17 protein-coding genes are annotated in these 18153 nt (G+C 73.8%); 7 read left to right on the top strand and 10 right to left on the bottom strand.

Features of this window, described 5'->3' with window-relative positions; all coding sequences use genetic code 11:
* Window positions 1–7 precede the first annotated feature (7 nt).
* Entirely contained in the window at window positions 8–4702 is a 4695-nt protein-coding gene (locus tag ACZ6J5_RS14940) for an Lhr family ATP-dependent helicase (RefSeq protein WP_469391412.1), read from the bottom strand.
* Between the two features lie 90 nt (window positions 4703–4792).
* Here ACZ6J5_RS14940 and ACZ6J5_RS14945 point away from each other — a divergent pair, with 90 nt between their 5' ends.
* The 3 genes from ACZ6J5_RS14945 to ACZ6J5_RS14955 all read left to right on the top strand — a co-directional run bounded on the left by ACZ6J5_RS14945 (window position 4793) and on the right by ACZ6J5_RS14955 (window position 6851).
* Window positions 4793–5683 (top strand): AraC family transcriptional regulator, encoded by an 891-nt coding sequence (locus ACZ6J5_RS14945; RefSeq protein WP_469391414.1) that lies wholly within the window; start codon window positions 4793–4795, stop codon window positions 5681–5683.
* 128 nt (window positions 5684–5811) lie between these two features.
* Window positions 5812–6546, top strand: coding sequence for an AzlC family ABC transporter permease (locus tag ACZ6J5_RS14950; protein ID WP_469391416.1), 735 nt, complete (start codon window positions 5812–5814; stop codon window positions 6544–6546).
* Entirely contained in the window at window positions 6543–6851 is a 309-nt protein-coding gene (locus tag ACZ6J5_RS14955) for an AzlD domain-containing protein (RefSeq protein WP_469391418.1), read from the top strand. Before ACZ6J5_RS14950 ends, ACZ6J5_RS14955 begins: the two co-directional genes overlap by 4 nt.
* 24 nt (window positions 6852–6875) lie before the next feature.
* Here the strand turns inward: ACZ6J5_RS14955 and ACZ6J5_RS14960 are convergent, their stop codons facing one another.
* Entirely contained in the window at window positions 6876–7796 is a 921-nt protein-coding gene (locus ACZ6J5_RS14960) for a hypothetical protein (RefSeq protein ID WP_469391420.1), read from the bottom strand.
* A gap of 79 nt (window positions 7797–7875) precedes the next feature.
* Between ACZ6J5_RS14960 and ACZ6J5_RS14965 the strand changes: the two genes are divergently transcribed.
* From ACZ6J5_RS14965 to recX, 4 genes are all read left to right on the top strand, one after another.
* Window positions 7876–8070 carry a DUF3046 domain-containing protein gene (locus ACZ6J5_RS14965; RefSeq protein WP_469391421.1) on the top strand — a complete coding sequence of 65 codons (195 nt, stop codon included), beginning with the start codon at window positions 7876–7878 and terminating at the stop codon, window positions 8068–8070.
* A 166-nt stretch (window positions 8071–8236) separates the two neighbouring features.
* Window positions 8237–9394: an AI-2E family transporter gene (locus tag ACZ6J5_RS14970; RefSeq protein WP_469392144.1), complete on the top strand. Its 1158-nt coding sequence runs from the start codon at window positions 8237–8239 to the stop codon at window positions 9392–9394.
* 192 nt (window positions 9395–9586) lie between these two features.
* Entirely contained in the window at window positions 9587–10714 is a 1128-nt protein-coding gene (gene recA / locus ACZ6J5_RS14975) for a recombinase RecA (protein ID WP_469391423.1), read from the top strand.
* A gap of 4 nt (window positions 10715–10718) precedes the next feature.
* On the top strand, window positions 10719–11285 hold the full coding sequence (gene recX, locus ACZ6J5_RS14980; RefSeq protein ID WP_469391425.1) for a recombination regulator RecX: 567 nt from the start codon (window positions 10719–10721) through the stop codon (window positions 11283–11285).
* 123 nt (window positions 11286–11408) lie between these two features.
* Here the strand turns inward: recX and ACZ6J5_RS14985 are convergent, their stop codons facing one another.
* The 8 genes from ACZ6J5_RS14985 to ACZ6J5_RS15020 form a co-directional block, all read right to left on the bottom strand.
* On the bottom strand, window positions 11409–11831 hold the full coding sequence (locus ACZ6J5_RS14985; RefSeq protein WP_469391427.1) for a rhodanese-like domain-containing protein: 423 nt from the start codon (window positions 11829–11831) through the stop codon (window positions 11409–11411).
* Window positions 11828–12370, bottom strand: coding sequence for a cupin domain-containing protein (locus tag ACZ6J5_RS14990; protein WP_469391429.1), 543 nt, complete (start codon window positions 12368–12370; stop codon window positions 11828–11830). The genes ACZ6J5_RS14985 and ACZ6J5_RS14990 overlap by 4 nt, the downstream gene beginning before the upstream one ends.
* A gap of 76 nt (window positions 12371–12446) precedes the next feature.
* Window positions 12447–12533 carry a putative leader peptide gene (locus ACZ6J5_RS14995; RefSeq protein WP_358477332.1) on the bottom strand — a complete coding sequence of 29 codons (87 nt, stop codon included), beginning with the start codon at window positions 12531–12533 and terminating at the stop codon, window positions 12447–12449.
* Window positions 12534–12565: 32 nt separating this feature from the next.
* Window positions 12566–14215, bottom strand: a complete 1650-nt coding sequence (locus ACZ6J5_RS15000) for an FAD-dependent monooxygenase (RefSeq protein WP_469391431.1) — start codon at window positions 14213–14215, stop codon at window positions 12566–12568.
* Window positions 14216–14376: 161 nt separating this feature from the next.
* Window positions 14377–15303, bottom strand: a complete 927-nt coding sequence (locus tag ACZ6J5_RS15005) for an amino acid ABC transporter permease (RefSeq protein WP_469391433.1) — start codon at window positions 15301–15303, stop codon at window positions 14377–14379.
* Complete coding sequence (locus ACZ6J5_RS15010; protein ID WP_469391435.1) at window positions 15300–15947, bottom strand: amino acid ABC transporter permease; 648 nt, start codon at window positions 15945–15947, stop codon at window positions 15300–15302. Before ACZ6J5_RS15010 ends, ACZ6J5_RS15005 begins: the two co-directional genes overlap by 4 nt.
* A gap of 224 nt (window positions 15948–16171) precedes the next feature.
* Window positions 16172–17089 carry a glutamate ABC transporter substrate-binding protein gene (locus ACZ6J5_RS15015; protein ID WP_469391437.1) on the bottom strand — a complete coding sequence of 306 codons (918 nt, stop codon included), beginning with the start codon at window positions 17087–17089 and terminating at the stop codon, window positions 16172–16174.
* Window positions 17090–17179: 90 nt separating this feature from the next.
* The gene (locus tag ACZ6J5_RS15020; RefSeq protein ID WP_469391438.1) at window positions 17180–17965 is read right to left on the bottom strand and encodes an amino acid ABC transporter ATP-binding protein; all 786 of its coding nucleotides are present in this window, start codon (window positions 17963–17965) and stop codon (window positions 17180–17182) included.
* Window positions 17966–18153 lie beyond the last annotated feature (188 nt).

Here is an 18153-nt window from a genome sequence, read left to right on the forward strand (position 1 = left end):
GCCCGGGTCAGGCGCGCAGGCGGAGGCCCCTGGGGGTGGCGTGGAAGCCCGCGGCCTCCAAGGCGCGGGACAGGGGGGAGGTCAGGGCGGCCGCCCCGTTGATCCGCTCCACCGTCACCGTGCCGAGCGAGCCCGCCGTCGCCGCCGCGGCCAGGGACTCCGCCGCCGCCCGCAGGACCGGGGAGTCCGGGTCCGTCGGCCAGGACAGCAGCGTCTTGCCGCCCCGCTCCATGTAGAGCGCGAGCTCGCCGTCGACCAGCACGACCATCGCCCCCGCCTTGCGGCCCGGCTTGTGGCCGGCGCCCGTCGGCGGCTCCGGCCAGGAGAGGGCGGCCCCGTACGCGTTCGCCGGGTCGGCCGCCGCCAGGACCACCGCGCGGGGGCCCGCGCCCTCTTCGACGCCCCGGTCCCGCGCGGTGGCCGCCGCGCGCAGCCGGTCCACGGCGCCGTCCATCGCGAACTGGGCCGCGCCGAGCCCCTCGACCACATAGCCGCGGCGGGCCTGGCCGCTGTCCTCGAACGCGGACAGGATCCGGTACGTCGCCGAGAAGCCGCCCTCCACGCCCTCGGCCGCCACCGCGCCCCGGGTCACCACCCCGTGCCGGTCCAGGAGCGTGCGGGCCAGGGCGTGCGCCCGGTGCGTCGGCTCCGGCTCCGGCGGCGGCAGCAGCGACCACCGGCCGCTCACCGTCGGCGGACCCGTGCGGGAGGCCGGGCGGGAGGCCGCGCCCAGCGTCCCGTACCGCCCGCGCGGGACCGTGCGCCGGGCCCGGTGGGCCGTGGCGCCGGCCGTGCGGCCCGAGCCGAGCAGGGCCCGCAGCGGGGCCAGTGTGTCGTTGGTCAGCCGCCCCGACCAGGCCAGGTCCCACAGGGCGTCGGCGAGCTGCGGGTCCGTCGCGTCCGGGTGGGTGGTCGCCCGCACCTGGTCGGCGATCTGCCGGAAGAACAGCCCGTACCCCCCGGAGAGGGCCGTCAGGAGGGACTCGTGGAGGGCCGTCTGCTCCAGCGGGTGCGGCGGGGGCAGCAGCAACGGGGCCGCGTCCGCCAGATACAGCGAGATCCAGCCGTCCTTGCCGGGCAGCGCCCCCGCGCCCGCCCAGACCACCTCGCCGGTCGTCGTGAGCTCGTCGAGCAGGGCCGGGGAGTAGTCCCGCACCCGGGACGGCAGGATCAGCTTCTCCAGGGCCGAGGCCGGCACCGGGGCGCCCTGGAGCTGCTCGACCGCGCGGGCCAGGCCGTCGATCCCGCGCAGGCTGCTGCTCCCCAGGTGCTGCCACTGGGGCAGGAACGTGGCGAGGGCGGCCGGGGCGACCGGCTCCAGCTCGTGCCGCAGGGCCGCGAGGGAGCGGCGCCGCAGCCGGCGCAGCACGGCCGCGTCGCACCACTCCTGGCCGATGCCCGAGGGGTGGAACTCGCCCTGCACGACCCGGCCGGCCGCCGCCAGCCGCTGGAGGGCGCCGTCGGTGACCGCCGTGCCCAGGCCGAAGCGGGCGGCGGCGGACGAGGAGGTGAAGGGGCCGTGGGTCCGGGCGTGCCGTGCCAGCAGGTCGCCCAGCGGGTCCTTCACCGGCTCCGTGAACGCCTCGGGCACTCCGACCGGCAGCGCCGTGCCGAGCGCGTCCCGCAGCCGGCCCGCGTCCTCGATCGCGGCCCAGTGCTCGGCGCCCGCGATCCGCACCCGGATGGCCCGGCGGGCCCGGCCCAGCTCCGGCGCCCAGTCGGGGGCGGCGCCCCGCGCGGCCAGCTCCGCGTCGGTGAGCGGCCCCAGCACCCGGAGCAGGTCGGCCACCCCCTCCGCGTCCTTGATCCGCCGGTCCTCCGTCAGCCACTGGAGCTCGCGCTCCAGCTCGGTGAGCACGTCCGGGTCGAGCAGCTCGCGCAGCTCCGCCTGCCCGAGGAGCTCGGCGAGCAGCCGGGAGTCCAGCGACAGGGCCGCCGCGCGGCGCTCGGCGAGCGGCGAGTCGCCCTCGTACAGGAACTGGGCGACGTAGCCGAAGAGCAGGGAGCGGGCGAACGGGGACGGCTCGGGGGTGGTGACCTCGACCAGGCGCACCCGGCGGGCCTCGATGTCCCCCATGAGCTCGGTCAGGCCCGGGACGTCGAACACGTCCTGGAGGCACTCGCGCACCGCCTCCAGGACGATCGGGAAGGAGCCGAACTCGCTCGCCACCTCCAGCAGCTGCGCCGCCCGCTGGCGCTGCTGCCACAGCGGGGTGCGCTTGCCCGGATTGCGCTTGGGCAGCAGCAGGGCCCGCGCGGCGCACTCGCGGAAGCGGGAGGCGAACAGCGCCGAGCCGCCCACCTGGTCGGTGACGATCTGGCCGATCTCGCCCTTGTCGAAGACGGCGTCGGCGGCGCCGACGGGTGCCTGCTCGCCGTCGAAGGCGGTGTCGGCGAAGCGGCTCGGGTCCACCGGGCCGCCCGCGCCGGCGGAGCCGCCCGGGCCGCCGGGGCCGTCGCCCGGGGGCCCGTCGAGGAGGTCGAGGCCCATCAGGTCGGCGTCCGGCAGGCGCAGCACGATGCCGTCGTCGGCGTGCATCACCTGCGCGTCCATCCCGTACCGCTCGGCGAGCCGGGCGCCCAGCGCCAGCGCCCACGGGGCGTGCACCTGCGCCCCGAAGGGCGAGTGGATCACGATCCGCCAGTCGCCCAGCTCGTCCCGGAAGCGCTCCACCAGGATCGTGCGGTCGTCCGGCACGTGCCCGCAGGCCTCGCGCTGCTCGGCGAGGTACGCCAGCACGTTGTCCGCGGCCCAGGCGTCCAGACCGGCGGCCACCAGCCGCAGCCGGGCGTCGTCCGGCCGCAGCGAGCCCACCTCGCGCAGGAAGGCGCCCACCGCGCGGCCCAGCTCCAGCGGCCGGCCGAGCTGGTCGCCCTTCCAGAACGGCAGCCGGCCCGGCACGCCCGGCGCGGGCGAGACCAGCACCCGGTCGCGGGTGATGTCCTCGATCCGCCAGGACGTCGTGCCCAGCGTGAAGACGTCGCCGACCCGTGACTCGTACACCATCTCCTCGTCGAGCTCGCCGACCCGCCCGCCGCCCTTCTTCGGGTCGGCGCCCGCCAGGAACACCCCGAACAGGCCCCGGTCGGGGATCGTGCCGCCCGAGGTGACCGCGAGCCGCTGGGCGCCCGGGCGGCCCGTGACCGTGCCCGCCACCCGGTCCCACACCACGCGCGGGCGCAGCTCCGCGAAGGCGTCCGAGGGATAGCGGCCGGCCAGCATGTCCAGGACCGCCGTGAACGCCGACTCCGGCAGCGAGGCGAACGGCGCCGCCCGCCGGACCAGCGCCAGCAGGTCGTCCGCCTGCCAGGTGTCCAGCGCGACCGTCGCCACCAGCTGCTGGGCCAGCACGTCCAGGGGGTTGGCCGGGACCCGCAGGGACTCGATGGAGCCGCTGCGCATCCGCTCGGTCACCACGGCCGACTGGACGAGGTCGCCCCGGTACTTCGGGAAGACCACGCCCGTGGACACCGCCCCCACCTGGTGCCCCGCGCGGCCGACGCGCTGGAGCCCGGAGGCGACCGAGGGGGGCGACTCGACCTGGACCACCAGGTCCACCGCGCCCATGTCGATGCCCAGCTCCAGGCTGGACGTGGCCACCACGGCGGGCAGCCGGCCCGCCTTCAGGTCCTCCTCCACCAGGGCCCGCTGCTCCTTGGAGACCGAGCCGTGGTGCGCGCGGGCCAGCAGCGGCGGGGCACCCTGGGCCGCCCCCGACTGGGCCATGATCTCGGCGGGCGGCTTCCCGTCGGGCAGGGCCTCGCCGGTGGCCCGCTCGTACGCGATCTCGTTCAGCCGGTTGCACAGGCGCTCGGCGAGGCGGCGGGAGTTGGCGAAGACGATCGTCGAGCGGTGGGCCTGCACGAGGTCGGCGATCCGCTCTTCCACATGCGGCCAGATCGACGGCCGGTCGCCGCCCTGAGCCCCGCCCGGGGCGTCCGACGCGGGGGAGCCGCCCAGCTCGCCCATGTCCTCCACGGGCACGACCACGGAGAGGTCGAACTCCTTGCCGGACGGCGGCTGGACGATCTCCGCCTTCCGCCGCGGCGAGAGGTAGCGCGCCACCTCCTCCACCGGCCGGACCGTCGCCGACAGGCCGATCCGGCGGGCCGGCCGGGGCAGCAGCTCGTCCAGCCGCTCCAGGGAGAGCGCCAGATGCGCGCCGCGCTTGGTCCCGGCGACCGCGTGGACCTCGTCCAGGATGACGGTCTCGACGCCCGCCAGGGCGTCCCGGGTGGCCGAGGTCAGCATCAGGAACAGCGACTCGGGGGTGGTGATCAGGATGTCCGGCGGCCGGGTCGCCAGCGCCCGCCGCTCGGCGGGCGGGGTGTCGCCGGAGCGGATGCCCACCCGCACGTCCGGCTCGGGCAGCCCGAGCCGGACCGACTCCTGGCGGATGCCGGTCAGCGGCGAGCGCAGATTGCGCTCGACGTCGACCGCGAGCGCCTTCAGCGGCGACACGTAGAGCACCCGGCAGCGCTTCTTGGCGTCGGCCGGCGGGGGCGTGGCGGCCAGCCGGTCGAGCGAGGCGAGGAAGGCGGCGAGCGTCTTGCCCGAGCCCGTCGGCGCGACCACGAGCACGTCCGAGCCCGCGCCGATGGCCCGCCAGGCGCCCTCCTGCGCCGCCGTGGGCGCCGTGAAGGCCCCGGTGAACCAGCCGCGGGTCGCGGGGGAGAACGAGTCGAGCGCGGACCTGACCATGCCCCCCATCGTGCACCCCGGCACTGACAACCGCCCGGACCTGGGGAAACCGGCTCGTGGCGGCGGAGCGGGGTGGCGGAGAATGGGGGCATGGCGAACGGCGACGCGGGGCACGGACGCGCGGCCCGGGAGCACGCGGCGGCGGGCGAGCCGGTCGGACGCGGCGAGCGGGCGCGGTACTGGCGCCCGGCGGGGCTCTCCGTGGACCTGCTGCACGCCCACTACGTCCGCAAGGAGTTCGCCCGGCACACCCACGAGAGCTTCGTCTTCGCCGCCATCACCGACGGGGTCGAGGCCTTCCACTACCGCGGCGACCTGGTCCGGGCCGGTCCCGGGCAGATCGCCCTGGTCAACCCGGACACCCCGCACACCGGGCACGCCGGGGTGCCCGAGGGCTGGACGTACCGCACGATCTATCCGGACGCCGAACTGGTCGCCGCCATCGCCGCCGACACCCTCGCCGTGCGGGGAGCCGTCGGCTTCGTGGAGCCGGTCGTCGACGACCCGTACGCGGCCCAGCTCGTCATCGGGGTGCACCGGGCCGCCGAGGAGGGCAACGCGCTGGCCGCCGACAGCATGCTGCGGCTGGTGACCGCGCGGATGCTGCGCAGCCACGGCGGGCGGGTCCGGCCGCTGGCCCCGCGCGCGGCCGGGGCCCGGGACGCGGCCCGCGCGCGGGCCGTCCTGGAGGAGCGGATGGCCGAGCCGCCGACCCTGGAACGGCTCGCCGCCGAGCTCGGCACCAGCCCCTTCGCGCTGCTCAGGGCCTTCCGCGCCGCCTACGGGATGCCACCGCACACCTGGCTCACCGACGCCCGGGTCCGGCGGGCCCGGCGGCTGCTCGACGCGGGCACGCCCCCGGCGCAGGCCGCCGTCGCCGTCGGCTTCACGGACCAGCCGCACCTCAACCGGCACTTCACCCGGAGCGTGGGCGTGCCCCCGGGGGCCTACCAGCGCGCCCGGCGCTGGTCCCTGTCGTAGCGGGTGGGCGCGTGGGACGGCGGGGTACGCGGGACGGCGGGGTACGCGGGACGGCGGGGTACGCGGCGCGGAGGCGTGCGCAAGAACGTACAAGACCCCGTCCGCCGTCCTCCCGTACCGTCCCCGACGTGGCAGAACAGACAGCACCCCCGCACATACGCGACACATCGGCAGTCCCCGGGAAGAGCGACGCGGCCGTCGTCCGTGACGCCCTCGGGGTGGGCGTCGCCGTCGGGCTCTCCGGCTTCGCCTTCGGCGTCACCTCGGCGGGCTCGGGCCTCAGCCTGCTCCAGACCTGCGCGCTCAGCCTGCTGGTGTTCACCGGAGCCTCCCAGTTCGCCCTGGTGGGCGCGCTCGCGGCGGGCGGGAACCCGTTCACGGCCGCCGCCGGGGCGTTCTTCCTCGGCACCCGCAACGCCTTCTACGGCCTCCGGCTCAGCCAGTTGCTCGCCTTCCGGCGGATCGTCCGGCCCTTCGCGGCGCAGTGGGTGATCGACGAGACCACGGCCGTCGCCCTCGCCCAGCCGGACCGGCGGACCGCGCGGCTCGGCTTCACCGTCACCGGCCTCGCCCTGTACGTGCTGTGGAACGCCACCACCCTGCTCGGCGCGCTCGGCGCCGAGGCCATCGGCGACACCGGTGCCTGGGGGCTGGACGCGGCCGGGCCCGCCGTCTTCCTGGCGCTGCTCGCGCCCATGCTGACCTCGGCCACCGAGCGGGCCACCGCCGCCCTCGCCGTGCTCCTCGGCCTCGGCCTGCTGCCGGTCCTGCCGGCCGGCGTCCCGGTGCTGGCCGCCGCGCTCGCCGCGCCCGCCGTGCTCTGGTTCCGGGGCCGCCGCGACCGCGCGGGGGAGGGCCGATGAACGTCTGGCTCGCCATCGGCCTGACCGCCGCCGGGTGCTACCTGGTCAAACTGCTCGGCCTGCTGGTGCCGGCCGACACCCTGGAACGCCCGCTGGTCCAGCGCCTCGCGGCCCTCGTGCCCGTCGCGCTGCTGGCCGCCCTCACCGCCCAGCAGACCTTCAGCAGCCAGGGCGCCCTCGCCCTCGACGCGCGCGCCGCGGGCCTCGGGGCGGCGGGTCTCGCCCTGCTGCTGCGCGCCCCCTTCCTGGTGGTCGTCGGCGCGGCGGTGCTCGTCACGGCGGGGGTACGGGCGCTGGGCGGCTGACACCGCGCCCCGCGCGGGGCCGTGTCAGATCGCGCGGCCGTGCGCGCGCAGCGTCCGCAGCGCCTCCACGGTCACGACCGGCCGCCACTCCAGGGCCGAGCCGGGCGCCCACCGCCGCCAGCCGATCGGCCAGCCGCCGTCCTCGTCCTGGCTCGCCGCGAGATGGTCCAGGGAGCGGGACATCTCCTCGTCCGTGAACCAGCGGCGGGCCAGCGAGTCGGGCACGCGCGCGTAGTCGTACGGGAAGTGGTGCTCGCCCGGCGCGTAGCCGTCCGCGACGGGGAAGTCCTCCGGCCGGTCCGGGTCGAGCACCGCGAGCCGCTGTTCCCGGACCAGCCGCCCGAGCCGGTCGCCGGCCGCCTGGGCCCGGGAGCGGTCCGGGACCCCGTCGAGGAAGGCGACCGCCGCCTGGACCTCGTACGGATGGGACTTCTCCAGCGATTCGACGGCCGCCCAGCAGAACTCGGTGGCCCGGAACAGCCAGGCGTGCCAGACCTGGTTGCGGTGGAGCAGCCCGACGACGGGGCCGGTGGAGAGCAGCGCGCCCGGCGGCCGGTCGACGACGGGCACGAACGGGGCCGCCGGATAGCCGCGCTGCGAGGGATGGATCGCGGGCAGCGCGCCCTCGGGTGTCGACACCTCGGTCAGATAGCGGCAGATGCGCTCGATCCGCAGCCCGCCGCAGCGGCCGATCGAGTCGAGCACCCGCAGGGCGTGCGCGGTGTGCAGCGGCTGGCTGACCGGACCGCGCAGGTCCGGTTCGAGGGCGTGTCCGTAGCCGCCGTCCTCGTTGAGGTACGCGCCGAGGGCGGTCTCCACCGGGTCGGCGCCGCCGCGCAGGAAGTGGTAGGCGAACCGGCGCTGTTCGAGCACGCGGGCGGTCAGCCAGACGAAGTGCTCGGCCCGGGCGAGCGGGGACGCGTTCTCTGGGGGTTTTCCGGCCATGTTCCGACCGTAGGGCGCACAGCCCGTCTGACAAGGGCTTAGGGCCGGGCTGCACCCTTGAGAGCGCGATACTGGTCTCATGCGGTTGACGATTTTCTGGGAGCGGATGGCCGACCACTTCGGGGCCGGGTACGCGGAGAGCTTCGCCAAGGACCATGTGATGGCCGAGCTCGGCGGGCGTACGGTGCGCGAGGCGCTGGACGCGGGCTGGGAGGCCAAGGACGTGTGGCGGGCGGTCTGCGCGGCCGTCGGCGTACCCGCCGAGAAACGGTGAGGTGACGGCCCCTGGCCGGAATGTCCGGACGGTGCGCGAGACTGGCGGGGTGGCCACCGACGACGCGAACGACACCCCACCTCCCGACGCCGCCGCGAGCGCGGCCGGCGGCGCGACCGCGACCGCTTCGGAGCCCGCTCCGGACGACGGGGTCCCCGCCGCGCGAATGCCGCGCTGGCTGCCCCGGGCCCTGGTGCTCGCGCTCGCCCTCTACGCCTGCTTCCAGCTCGGCAGCTGGGCCTTCCACCAGCTCGTCGGGCTGCTCGTCAACATCCTGCTCGCCTTCTTCCTGGCGCTGGCCATCGAGCCGGCGGTGGGACGCATGGCCGCGCGCGGGATGCGCCGGGGCCTCGCCACCTTCATCGTCTTCGTCGCCGTCCTGGTCGCGAGCGTCGGCTTCGTCGTCCTGCTGGGCTCGATGCTGGCCGGCCAGATCGTCGACATGGTCGAGAACTTCCCCAAGTACCTCGACTCGCTGATCAACTGGACCAACCAGCACTTCCACACCGACCTGTCCCGGGTCGAGGTGCAGGACAGCGTGCTGCGCTCCGACTGGCTGCAGAAGTACGTCCAGAACAGCGCCTCCGGCGTGCTGGACGTCTCCACCACCCTGCTCGGCGGTCTCTTCAAGCTTCTGACGATCTTCCTGTTCTCGTTCTACTTCGCCGCAGACGGGCCCCGGCTGCGGCGGGCGCTGTGCTCCGTCCTGCCGCCGGCCCGCCAGACCGAGGTGCTGCGGGCGTGGGAGATCGCCGTGGACAAGACGGGCGGCTACCTCTACTCGCGCGGGCTGATGGCGCTGATCTCCGGTGTGGCGCACTTCGTGCTCTTCGAGATCCTGGGCGTGCCGTACGCGCCGGCGCTCGCGGTCTGGGTCGGCCTGGTCTCGCAGTTCATCCCGACCATCGGCACGTACCTGGCGGGCGCGCTCCCGATGCTGATCGCGTTCACCGTCGACCCCTGGTACGCGCTGTGGGTGCTGGTCTTCGTCGTGGTCTACCAGCAGTTCGAGAACTACATGCTCCAGCCGAAGCTGACCTCCAAGACGGTGGACATCCACCCGGCGGTCGCCTTCGGATCGGTCATCGCGGGCACCGCGCTGCTCGGCGCGGTCGGCGCGCTGATCGCCATCCCCGCCGTGGCCACCCTGCAGGCCTTCCTCGGGGCGTACGTGAAGCGGTACGACGTGACCGACGACCCCCGGGTGCACGGGCACCGGCGCTACGGCGAGGCCGTGGTCGCCCGGCTCCAGAAGGCCCTGCACCACAAGAAGGACCAGGCCGGCGCGGGCCGGGAGGCCGGTTCGGGACCGGGGCGGGGATAGGCCCCGCGGCACCGGCGTGGTGCGCTTGACACGAAAATCGAACATCCATTCTCATGAGAGGCAGAGCCGAGGAACCACGGGCTTTTCGCCGAGTTATCCACAGGCTGGAAGAGGCGCCGGGGCCCATTGTCAGTGGCAGGGGTTAGCGTCTTTCACATGAAGCGATCGACTCAAGCAAACCGGGTGGAACCCATGGCAGGAACCGACCGCGAGAAGGCGCTCGACGCCGCGCTCGCACAGATCGAACGGCAATTCGGCAAGGGTGCCGTGATGCGCATGGGCGAGCGCTCGAAGGAGCCGATCGAGGTCATCCCGACCGGATCGACGGCCCTGGACGTCGCGCTCGGCGTCGGCGGCCTGCCGCGCGGCCGTGTCGTGGAGATCTACGGCCCGGAGTCCTCCGGCAAGACGACCCTGACCCTGCACGCCGTGGCCAACGCGCAGCGGGCCGGCGGCCAGGTCGCCTTCGTGGACGCCGAGCACGCGCTCGACCCCGAGTACGCCCGCAAGCTGGGCGTCGACATCGACAACCTCATCCTGTCCCAGCCGGACAACGGCGAGCAGGCCCTTGAGATCGTCGACATGCTGGTCCGCTCCGGCGCCCTCGACCTGATCGTCATCGACTCCGTCGCCGCGCTCGTCCCGCGCGCGGAGATCGAGGGCGAGATGGGCGACTCGCACGTCGGCCTCCAGGCGCGGCTGATGAGCCAGGCGCTCCGGAAGATCACCAGCGCGCTCAACCAGTCCAAGACCACCGCGATCTTCATCAACCAGCTCCGCGAGAAGATCGGCGTGATGTTCGGTTCGCCGGAGACCACGACCGGTGGCCGCGCGCTGAAGTTCTACGCCTCCGTGCGGCTCGACATCCGCCGCATCGAGACCCTCAAGGACGGCACGGACGCGGTGGGCAACCGCACCCGCGTCAAGGTCGTCAAGAACAAGGTCGCGCCCCCCTTCAAGCAGGCCGAGTTCGACATCCTCTACGGCCAGGGCATCAGCCGCGAGGGCGGTCTGATCGACATGGGCGTCGAGCACGGCTTCGTGCGCAAGGCCGGTGCCTGGTACACGTACGAGGGCGACCAGCTCGGCCAGGGCAAGGAGAACGCCCGTAACTTCCTGAAGGACAACCCCGACCTCGCCGACGAGATCGAGAAGAAGATCAAGGAGAAGCTGGGCGTCGGCGTCCGGCCCGAGGAGCCCTCGGCCGCGACCGCCGCGGACGCCGCGAGCGCCTCGGGCGAGCCGGCCGCCGACGGCGGCTCCGTCCCGGCACCGGCCAAGGCCGCCAAGGTGACCAAGGCCACCGCGGCCAAGAGCTGAACCGGTGACGGGCCGCACCGAATGGCCGGACGACAGCCCCGACTCGTCGAGGGCCGAGAAGGAGCTGTCGTCCCAGGATCCGGCTGAGCGGGCGCGGGCGATCTGCCTGCGCCTGCTCACCGGGACCCCCCGCACCCGCAAGCAGCTCGCCGACGCCCTGCGCAAGCGGGAGATCCCCGACGAGGTCGCCGAGGAGGTCCTGTCCCGCTTCGAGGACGTCGGGCTCATCGACGACGCCGCCTTCGCCGGGGCCTGGGTCGAGTCCCGGCACCACGGCCGGGGGCTCGCCCGCCGGGCGCTCGCCCGCGAGCTGCGGACCAAGGGTGTCGACGCCGCGCTCATCCAGGAGGCCGTCGAGCGCCTGGACTCCGACCAGGAGGAGACCCGGGCACGCGAGCTCGTCGACCGCAAGCTGCGCGCCACCCGCGGCCTGGAGCGCGACCGGCGGCTGCGCCGCCTCGCCGGGATGCTCGCCCGCAAGGGATACCCGGAGGGCATGGCCCTGCGGGTGGTCCGCCAGGCCCTGGCGGAGGAGGGCGAGGACACGGACGGCTTGGACGAGCCGTTCTAGCCGGGCCGGCCCCGGCCGACGCGACCCGCCCGGACCCGCTCCGACCCGCCCCCGAGGTAACCGGGCCCGGCCTCAGGCCGGCCCCCTCAGGCCCGGCCGCAGTCCCCGCCCCCGTCCGTCGCCCTACCGGCCGGTGCCTCTCGCCGGGAGGAGGACCGGGAGGCCCGCCGACTTCCAGGCCTGGAAGCCGCCGATGACGTCCGTGGCGCGGTGCAGGCCCAGTTGGTGCAGGGACGCGGCGGCCAGGGACGAGGCGTAGCCCTCGTTGCAGAAGACCACCACGCGCAGGTCATGGCTGTTCGCCTGGGGCGCGCGATGGCTGCCCAGGGGGTCCAGGCGCCATTCCAGCTCGTTGCGCTCCACGACCAGGGCGCCCGGGATCAGGCCGTCCCTCTCGCGCAGCGCCGCGTAGCGGGTGTCGACCAGCAGGGCGTCACCCGCCTCGTACGCCTCGTACGCGGTGCGCGCGTCGACGCGGTCCAGGCCCGCCCGGACCCGCTCAAGGAGCTCGTCGATGCCGACCCGTTCGTTCGCCGGCCCGCTCACTGCCAGTCCTCCGGGCGCTCGACCTGCTCCAGGCGGAGCACCGGGCCCGAGCGGCTGAAGCGCCGGATCAGCGGGAGCGGCGGATAGTAGGCGTGCACCGAGACCGCGTGCTCCGACGCCGACTCGTTGAGCACCTCGTGCACATGGTGGCGGCCGAAGGCGCGGCCTTGGCCCGCCGAGAGCTCCCGGCGGCGGTCCACCCCGTCCGCCAGCTCCAGGTTCTTCCAGCCGCCGGCCGGCAGCCGTACGGCCAGGGAGTTCTCCTTCAGGGCCCCGCGCGCGGTGGCGAAGGCGCCCAGCGACTCGGCGTGGTCGTGCCAGCCGGTGCCCGTGCCGGGCGGCCAGCCGATCAGCCAGGCCTCGCTCCCGCCGGGCCCGTCCAGCCGCACCCAGGTGCGGCCCTCCGGGTCGAGCGGCAGGGAGGCGATCAGCGCGGTGTCGGCGGCCGTGCGCCGGACGAAGTCCAGGAGCTCGGCCGAGGTCGGGGAGCCGGCCCGGGAGCCGGGAACGGGCAGGGGGGCGTGCTGTGTCTGGGACACGGAAGACCGTCCTGAGGGTTCGCGAAAGCGCGCACGACCGGGCCGGCGCGCGAAGAAGCGGAAGAGGGATGCGAATTCAGCAGGACGGACGACACATGCAGCCCGCGTAGCGGACCAGGTCCATATGGACCCTCCGCCACAGGCGCACATCGGTGTCGGTCACGTTCCGGAGTACACCATGCGCGCCTGCGAGGGTCAATTGACGTCCGCAGTCCGGTCACTGTCCGTGGACGTCTCCTGGACATCCGGGCTTCCGCCGCGCAGCGCGTCCGCCGCGGCGTGCAGTTCCTCGGGGCGGACCCCGGCGAACGCGGCGGCCAGGTGCCCGTCCGGGCGGACCAGCAGCACGGCGTGGGCCGGGGCGCCGGGGTAGCCCTCCGTCACCAGCAGCTCGGCGGGGGCCGGCAGGGCGTCCACCGCCTCGGCCAGCCTCGGCATCACACCCGCGCTCATCCAGTGCCGCCGGTCCCACACCCCGGTGCCCGGGGCGACCAGGACGACCAGCGACCGCCCCTGGCCGAGCCGGTCCCGCAGCCGCACGGTGGTGCCGTCGGGGGCCGTCACCCGGACGTCCTCCGCCGGGGCCCCGTCTGGTGTGCCGACCGGGATGCGCCCCTCCGAGAGCGGCGGGGCCAACGGGGAGTGCGGGTAGGCGGGCGGCGCGCCCAGCGGGCCGCGCCCCAGGTGCCCCTCGGTGAGCAGCGCGTCGTGCCCGCGCCCGCTCCCCGGCAGGTAGGCGCGCAGGCCCCCGCCGCCGCGCAGCGCCGGCAACGACTGGTCGGCGGCCCGCAGCCGGGCGGCGACGGCCGCGCGCCGCTCGCTCTGGTAGCTGTCGAGGAGCACGGGCGAGGTGTCCCGGTGGTGCCAGGCGCGGGCGAGCTTCCAGGACAGGTTGTCGACGTCCCGCAGCCCCTCGTCCAGGCCCTGGGTGCCGACCGCGCCCAGCAGGTGCGCCGCGTCCCCGGCGAGGAAGACCCGGTCCACCCGCCAGCGCCGGGCGAGCCGGTGGTGCACGGTGTACACGCCGGTGTCGATCAGGTCGTACGGCGGGGTGGTGCCCTCGCACCAGCCGGCCAGGGTGTCGCGGATCCGGGTCACCAGCGCGTCGGGGGTGACCAGGTCGCCGCGCGGCGGCAGCAGCCAGTCGATCCGCCAGACCCCGTCGGGCAGCGGCCGGGCCGTGATCTCGTCGCCCGCGCCCCGCCACGGCGGCTGACGGTGCGACAGGGCCTCGCCGGCCCAGGGGAGTTCGGTGCGCAGCGCGGCCACCGCGTGCCGCTCCACGGCCGTGCGCCCGGGGAAGCGGACCCCGAGGAGCTTGCGCACGGTGGAGCGGGCGCCGTCGCAGCCGACCAGGTGGCTGCCGCGCCACCAGGTGCCGTCGGTCCCGCGGGTGTGCGCGCCGACCCCGTGCCCGTCCTGCTCGATGGTGTCGACCCGTGAGTCGGGTACGAGGGTGATCAGCGGGTGCCGCGCGATCGCGTCGCGCAGTCCCCGGGCGAGGGCGTGCTGGGGGATGTGCAGGGGCGCGGGCGGGCCCTCGGCCCCGTCGGCCGCGCCGGCGTCGCCGGAGAGCCCGAGGTCGAGCGGGACGTGCCGGGTCTGCTGCTTGCGCCGGAGGGAGCGCCAGCCGACCCAGCGGACCCCTTCGTCACGCAGGGTGGTGCAGCCGAGCCGCTCCACCAGGGCGGCCGTGTCGGCGCGCAGCACGACGGTGCGGGCGGGGCGTGGCTCCTCCTTGCCGGGGCCCTCGTCGAGGACGACGCTGGGCACGTCCTGGGCGGCCAGGGCGAGGGAGAGCGCGAGGCCGACGGGCCCCGCGCCCACGATGATCACCGGGTCCACGGCGCGGCTCCTGAAGGCCGTACGGTCATGCGGGTAGCACAGCGAGAGGTGGCGCGGGCCCGGAGCTTGATCACAGAACGTATGCAACCCACTGCGGGTGCGTGCGTCAAGTGACAGGGGCAGCGGCGGTCGCCACTGCCCCCGGATGATGTCACATGCCGTCAGTTCTTCGTGATGGCAGGGCCGTCGGCGGGGCCCCCGGTGTCGCCCGTGGTGGTGCCGGTGCCGAGCGGGGCCGGCCCGGTGGCCGCGCCGGGGGCCGTGGCGGGTGTGCCGCCTCCGCCGGTCCTGGCGCGGCTGCCGCGCCGCTCGATCCAGGTGGCGAGCGCGGAGAGGGCCAGGCAGAGCGCGATGTAGATGACGCCGAAGACCACGATCACGGAGACGTACGGGTACTTGCCGTCGACCAGGGTGTTGGAGGCGATCAGCTGGGCCGAGTACAGCAGCTCGGGGTAGAGGATCATGTAGCCGAGCGAGGTGTCCTTGAGCGTCACCACGAGCTGGCTGATGATCGTCGGCAGCATGGCCCGGACCGCCTGCGGCAGCAGGACGGTGGTCATCACCTGGGTCTTGCTCATGCCGAGCGCGTACGCGGCCTCGCGCTGCCCGCGCGGCACCGCGTTCACGCCGGCCCGCAGCACCTCGGCCTGGACGCAGCCGTTGTAGATGGACAGGCCGAGCGCCAGCGCCCACATCGAGTAGTCGGTGAGGAAGGCGACCCAGACCGCGTAGATCGTGATCAGCAGCGGCAGCGAGCGGAAGACCTCGATGAAGCCGGTGGCCGCCCAGCGGACCGGCTTGTGGTCGGAGAGCCGGGCGACGGCGAGCAGCACGCCGAGGACGAGGGAGCCGACGGCCGCGAGACCGAAGGCCTTCAGGGTGGCGAGCAGCGCGTCGGCGATGTTCTGCCGGATGCCCGCGTAGTTGAAGATGTCCCACATCCCGGGGGCGAGGTGCCCCTTCTCGTTCAGCCGGACCACGCTCACGGCGAGCAGGGCCAGGATGAGGAGGGTGCCGAGGACGGCGTAGATCCGGTTGCGGACGCGGGCCTTGGGGCCGGGGGCGTCGAAGAGAACGCTGGCGCTCATCGGGCGACCTCCATGGTGCGCTCAAGGAGTCGGAAGAGACCGCTGATGGCGAAGGTGACGACGAGGTAGGCGATGGCGACCCAGACGAAGACCGGGGCGATCGCGTAGCCCTGCTCGCTCATGAGCGTCTGCCAGCCGAAGAGCTCGGTGACGCTGAAGGCGCCGGCGATGGCGGAGTTCTTGGTCAGCGCGATGAAGATCGAGCTCAGCGGGGGCAGCACGGTCCGGGTGGCCTGCGGCAGCACGATCAGCCGCAGCGTCTGCGAGAAGCTCATGCCCAGCGAGCGGGCGGCCTCGGCCTGGCCCAGCGGCACCGTGGAGATGCCGGAGCGGACGGCCTCGCAGACGAAGGTGGAGGTGTAGAAGCCCAGCGCGAGCGAGGCGAGCACGAAGGGGCTCATGCCCGGGAAGAGGATCTCCGGGACGACGAAGAAGAAGACCAGGAAGAGCAGGGTCAGCGGGGTGTTGCGCAGCAGGGTCACCCAGACGGTGCCGAAGAAGCGCAGCGGGGGGACGGGGGAGACCCGGAAGCCCGCGATGACGATGCCGAGGACCAGGGCGATGACCGAGCTGACGGCGGTGATCGACACGGTTCCTATGAATCCGTCGCGGAACTCCGGGAAATGGTCGAGCAGTACGTTCATGAGGACTCCGCGTCGGCAGTCAGCGGCGGGCGGGCGGTGGGCGGCGGGGCGGCGGCTGTGCGGGCAGGGGGCGCGGCGCCCCGCAGCGCCTGGCGGCGTACGGGGCGCTCACGCGCGGGCCGGATCGGCGTGGACCGGAGCGGTCCGCACCGGTACGGACCGATATAGACCAGTACGGATCGATGCAGACCGGTATGGACCGGTCCGTACCGCTCCGGAGTCGGTCAGTAGCGCACGACCGCCGGCGGCTCGGTGTAGGCGGAGCCGGAGAGGCCCAGGGTGGCCTCGTAGATCTTCTTGTAGGTGCCGTCCTTCTCGAACTTCTCCAGGACGTCGTTGACCTTGTCGCGCAGGACCTTGTCGTCCTTGTTCATGCCGATGCCGTAGGGCTCCTCGGTGAACGGCTTGCCGACGACCTTGAGCTTGCCGGCGTTGGCGGCGGCGTAGCCCTTGAGGATCGAGTCGTCGGTGGTGACGGCGTCGACCTGGTTGGTGAGCAGCTGCTGGACGCAGTCGGAGTACTTGCCGAGCTCGATGGTCTCCGCGCCGTACTGCGGCTTCTTGATCTCCTGGAGCGGGGTGGAGCCCGTGATCGAGCAGACCTTCTTGCCCTTGACCGACTCGGGGCCGGTGATCGAGGTCTCGTCCTTGCGGACCAGGAGGTCGGCGCCGGCCTTGTAGTACGGGCCCGCGAAGCCGACCTGCGCCTTGCGCTTGTCGTTGATGGTGTAGGTGCCGACGTAGTAGTCGACCTGGCCCGTGGAGATGGCGGTCTCGCGGAGCTTGGAGTTGACGGTCTTCCACTCGATCTTGTCGGGGGAGAAGCCGAGCTCGGCCGCGATCATCTTCGCGATCTCGATGTCGAAGCCGGAGCGCTCCTTGGTGGCCTGGTCCTCGAAGCCCAGGTACGGCTGGTCGGCCTTGGAGCCGATGATGAGCTTGCCGCGCTCCTTGGCCTTCTTGAAGGTCGGGGAGTTCAGGTCCACCCCGCTCGCGACGGCGTACGTGGGCAGCTTGGGCGCGGCGGAGTCGCCGGGCTTCGTGGCGGGCTTGTCGCCGGCCGAGCCCTCCTTGCCGCCGCAGGCGGTCGCGGTCAGGGCGAGTACGGCGACGGCCACGGCCGCGGTCTTGCGGAGCTTCATCGTGAACATCCCTCAGGTCGTGGGTAGTTGATCGTCAGTGTGCGGCGCGTCGCCGGATGGTGCGGCCGGGGGAGGGCCGGCCGGACGGCGTCAGTGGTGCAGGATCTTCGACAGGAAGTCCTTGGCCCGGTCGCTGCGCGGGTTGCTGAAGAACTCGTCCGGGGTGGCCTGTTCGACGATCTTCCCGTCGGCCATGAAGACCACGCGGTTGGCGGCCGAGCGCGCGAAGCCCATCTCGTGGGTGACGACCACCATCGTCATGCCGTCCCTGGCCAGCTGCTGCATGACCTCAAGGACCTCGTTGATCATCTCCGGGTCGAGCGCCGAGGTCGGCTCGTCGAACAGGATGACCTTCGGGTCCATGGCCAGGGCGCGGGCGATGGCCACGCGCTGCTGCTGCCCGCCGGAGAGCTGCGCCGGGTACTTGTCGGCCTGGGTGCCGACGCCGACCCGGTCCAGGAGCGCGCGGGCCTTGGTCTCGGCGGCCTTCTTCTCCGTCTTGCGGACCTTGACCTGACCCAGCATCACGTTCTCGAGCACCGTCTTGTGCGCGAAGAGGTTGAACGACTGGAAGACCATGCCGACGTCGGCCCGCAGCCGCGCCAGCTCCCGGCCCTCCTGGGGCAGCGGCTTCCCGTCGATGGTGATGGCGCCGGAGTCGATCGTCTCCAGCCGGTTGATGGTGCGGCACAGCGTGGACTTGCCGGACCCGGAGGGCCCGATGACCACCACGACCTCGCCGCGGGCGATGGTCAGGTCGATGTCCTGGAGGACGTGCAGAGCGCCGAAGTGCTTGTTCACGTCGGACAGTACGACCAGGTCGTCCGCGGCCGGTGCGGCGTCCTGGGAACCCTTGGTCACTGACTCTCCGCTCATCGGCTTCTGGCTCCGTCCTGCTCGGTTGGGGAGGACACTAGAGACCGGGTGTGACGTGCGTCATCAGATCTGAGCGAAGTTTGAGGATAACGATCCGGTCGCACCCGGGCACTCTGTGTGAAGGGGGCAGTCGGCGCCGTACCGGGTGGATAACGGAAACGCCGGGGGAACGGGGGGCCACTTGACTG

This window comes from Streptomyces sp. NPDC042100 (genome assembly GCF_055582325.1).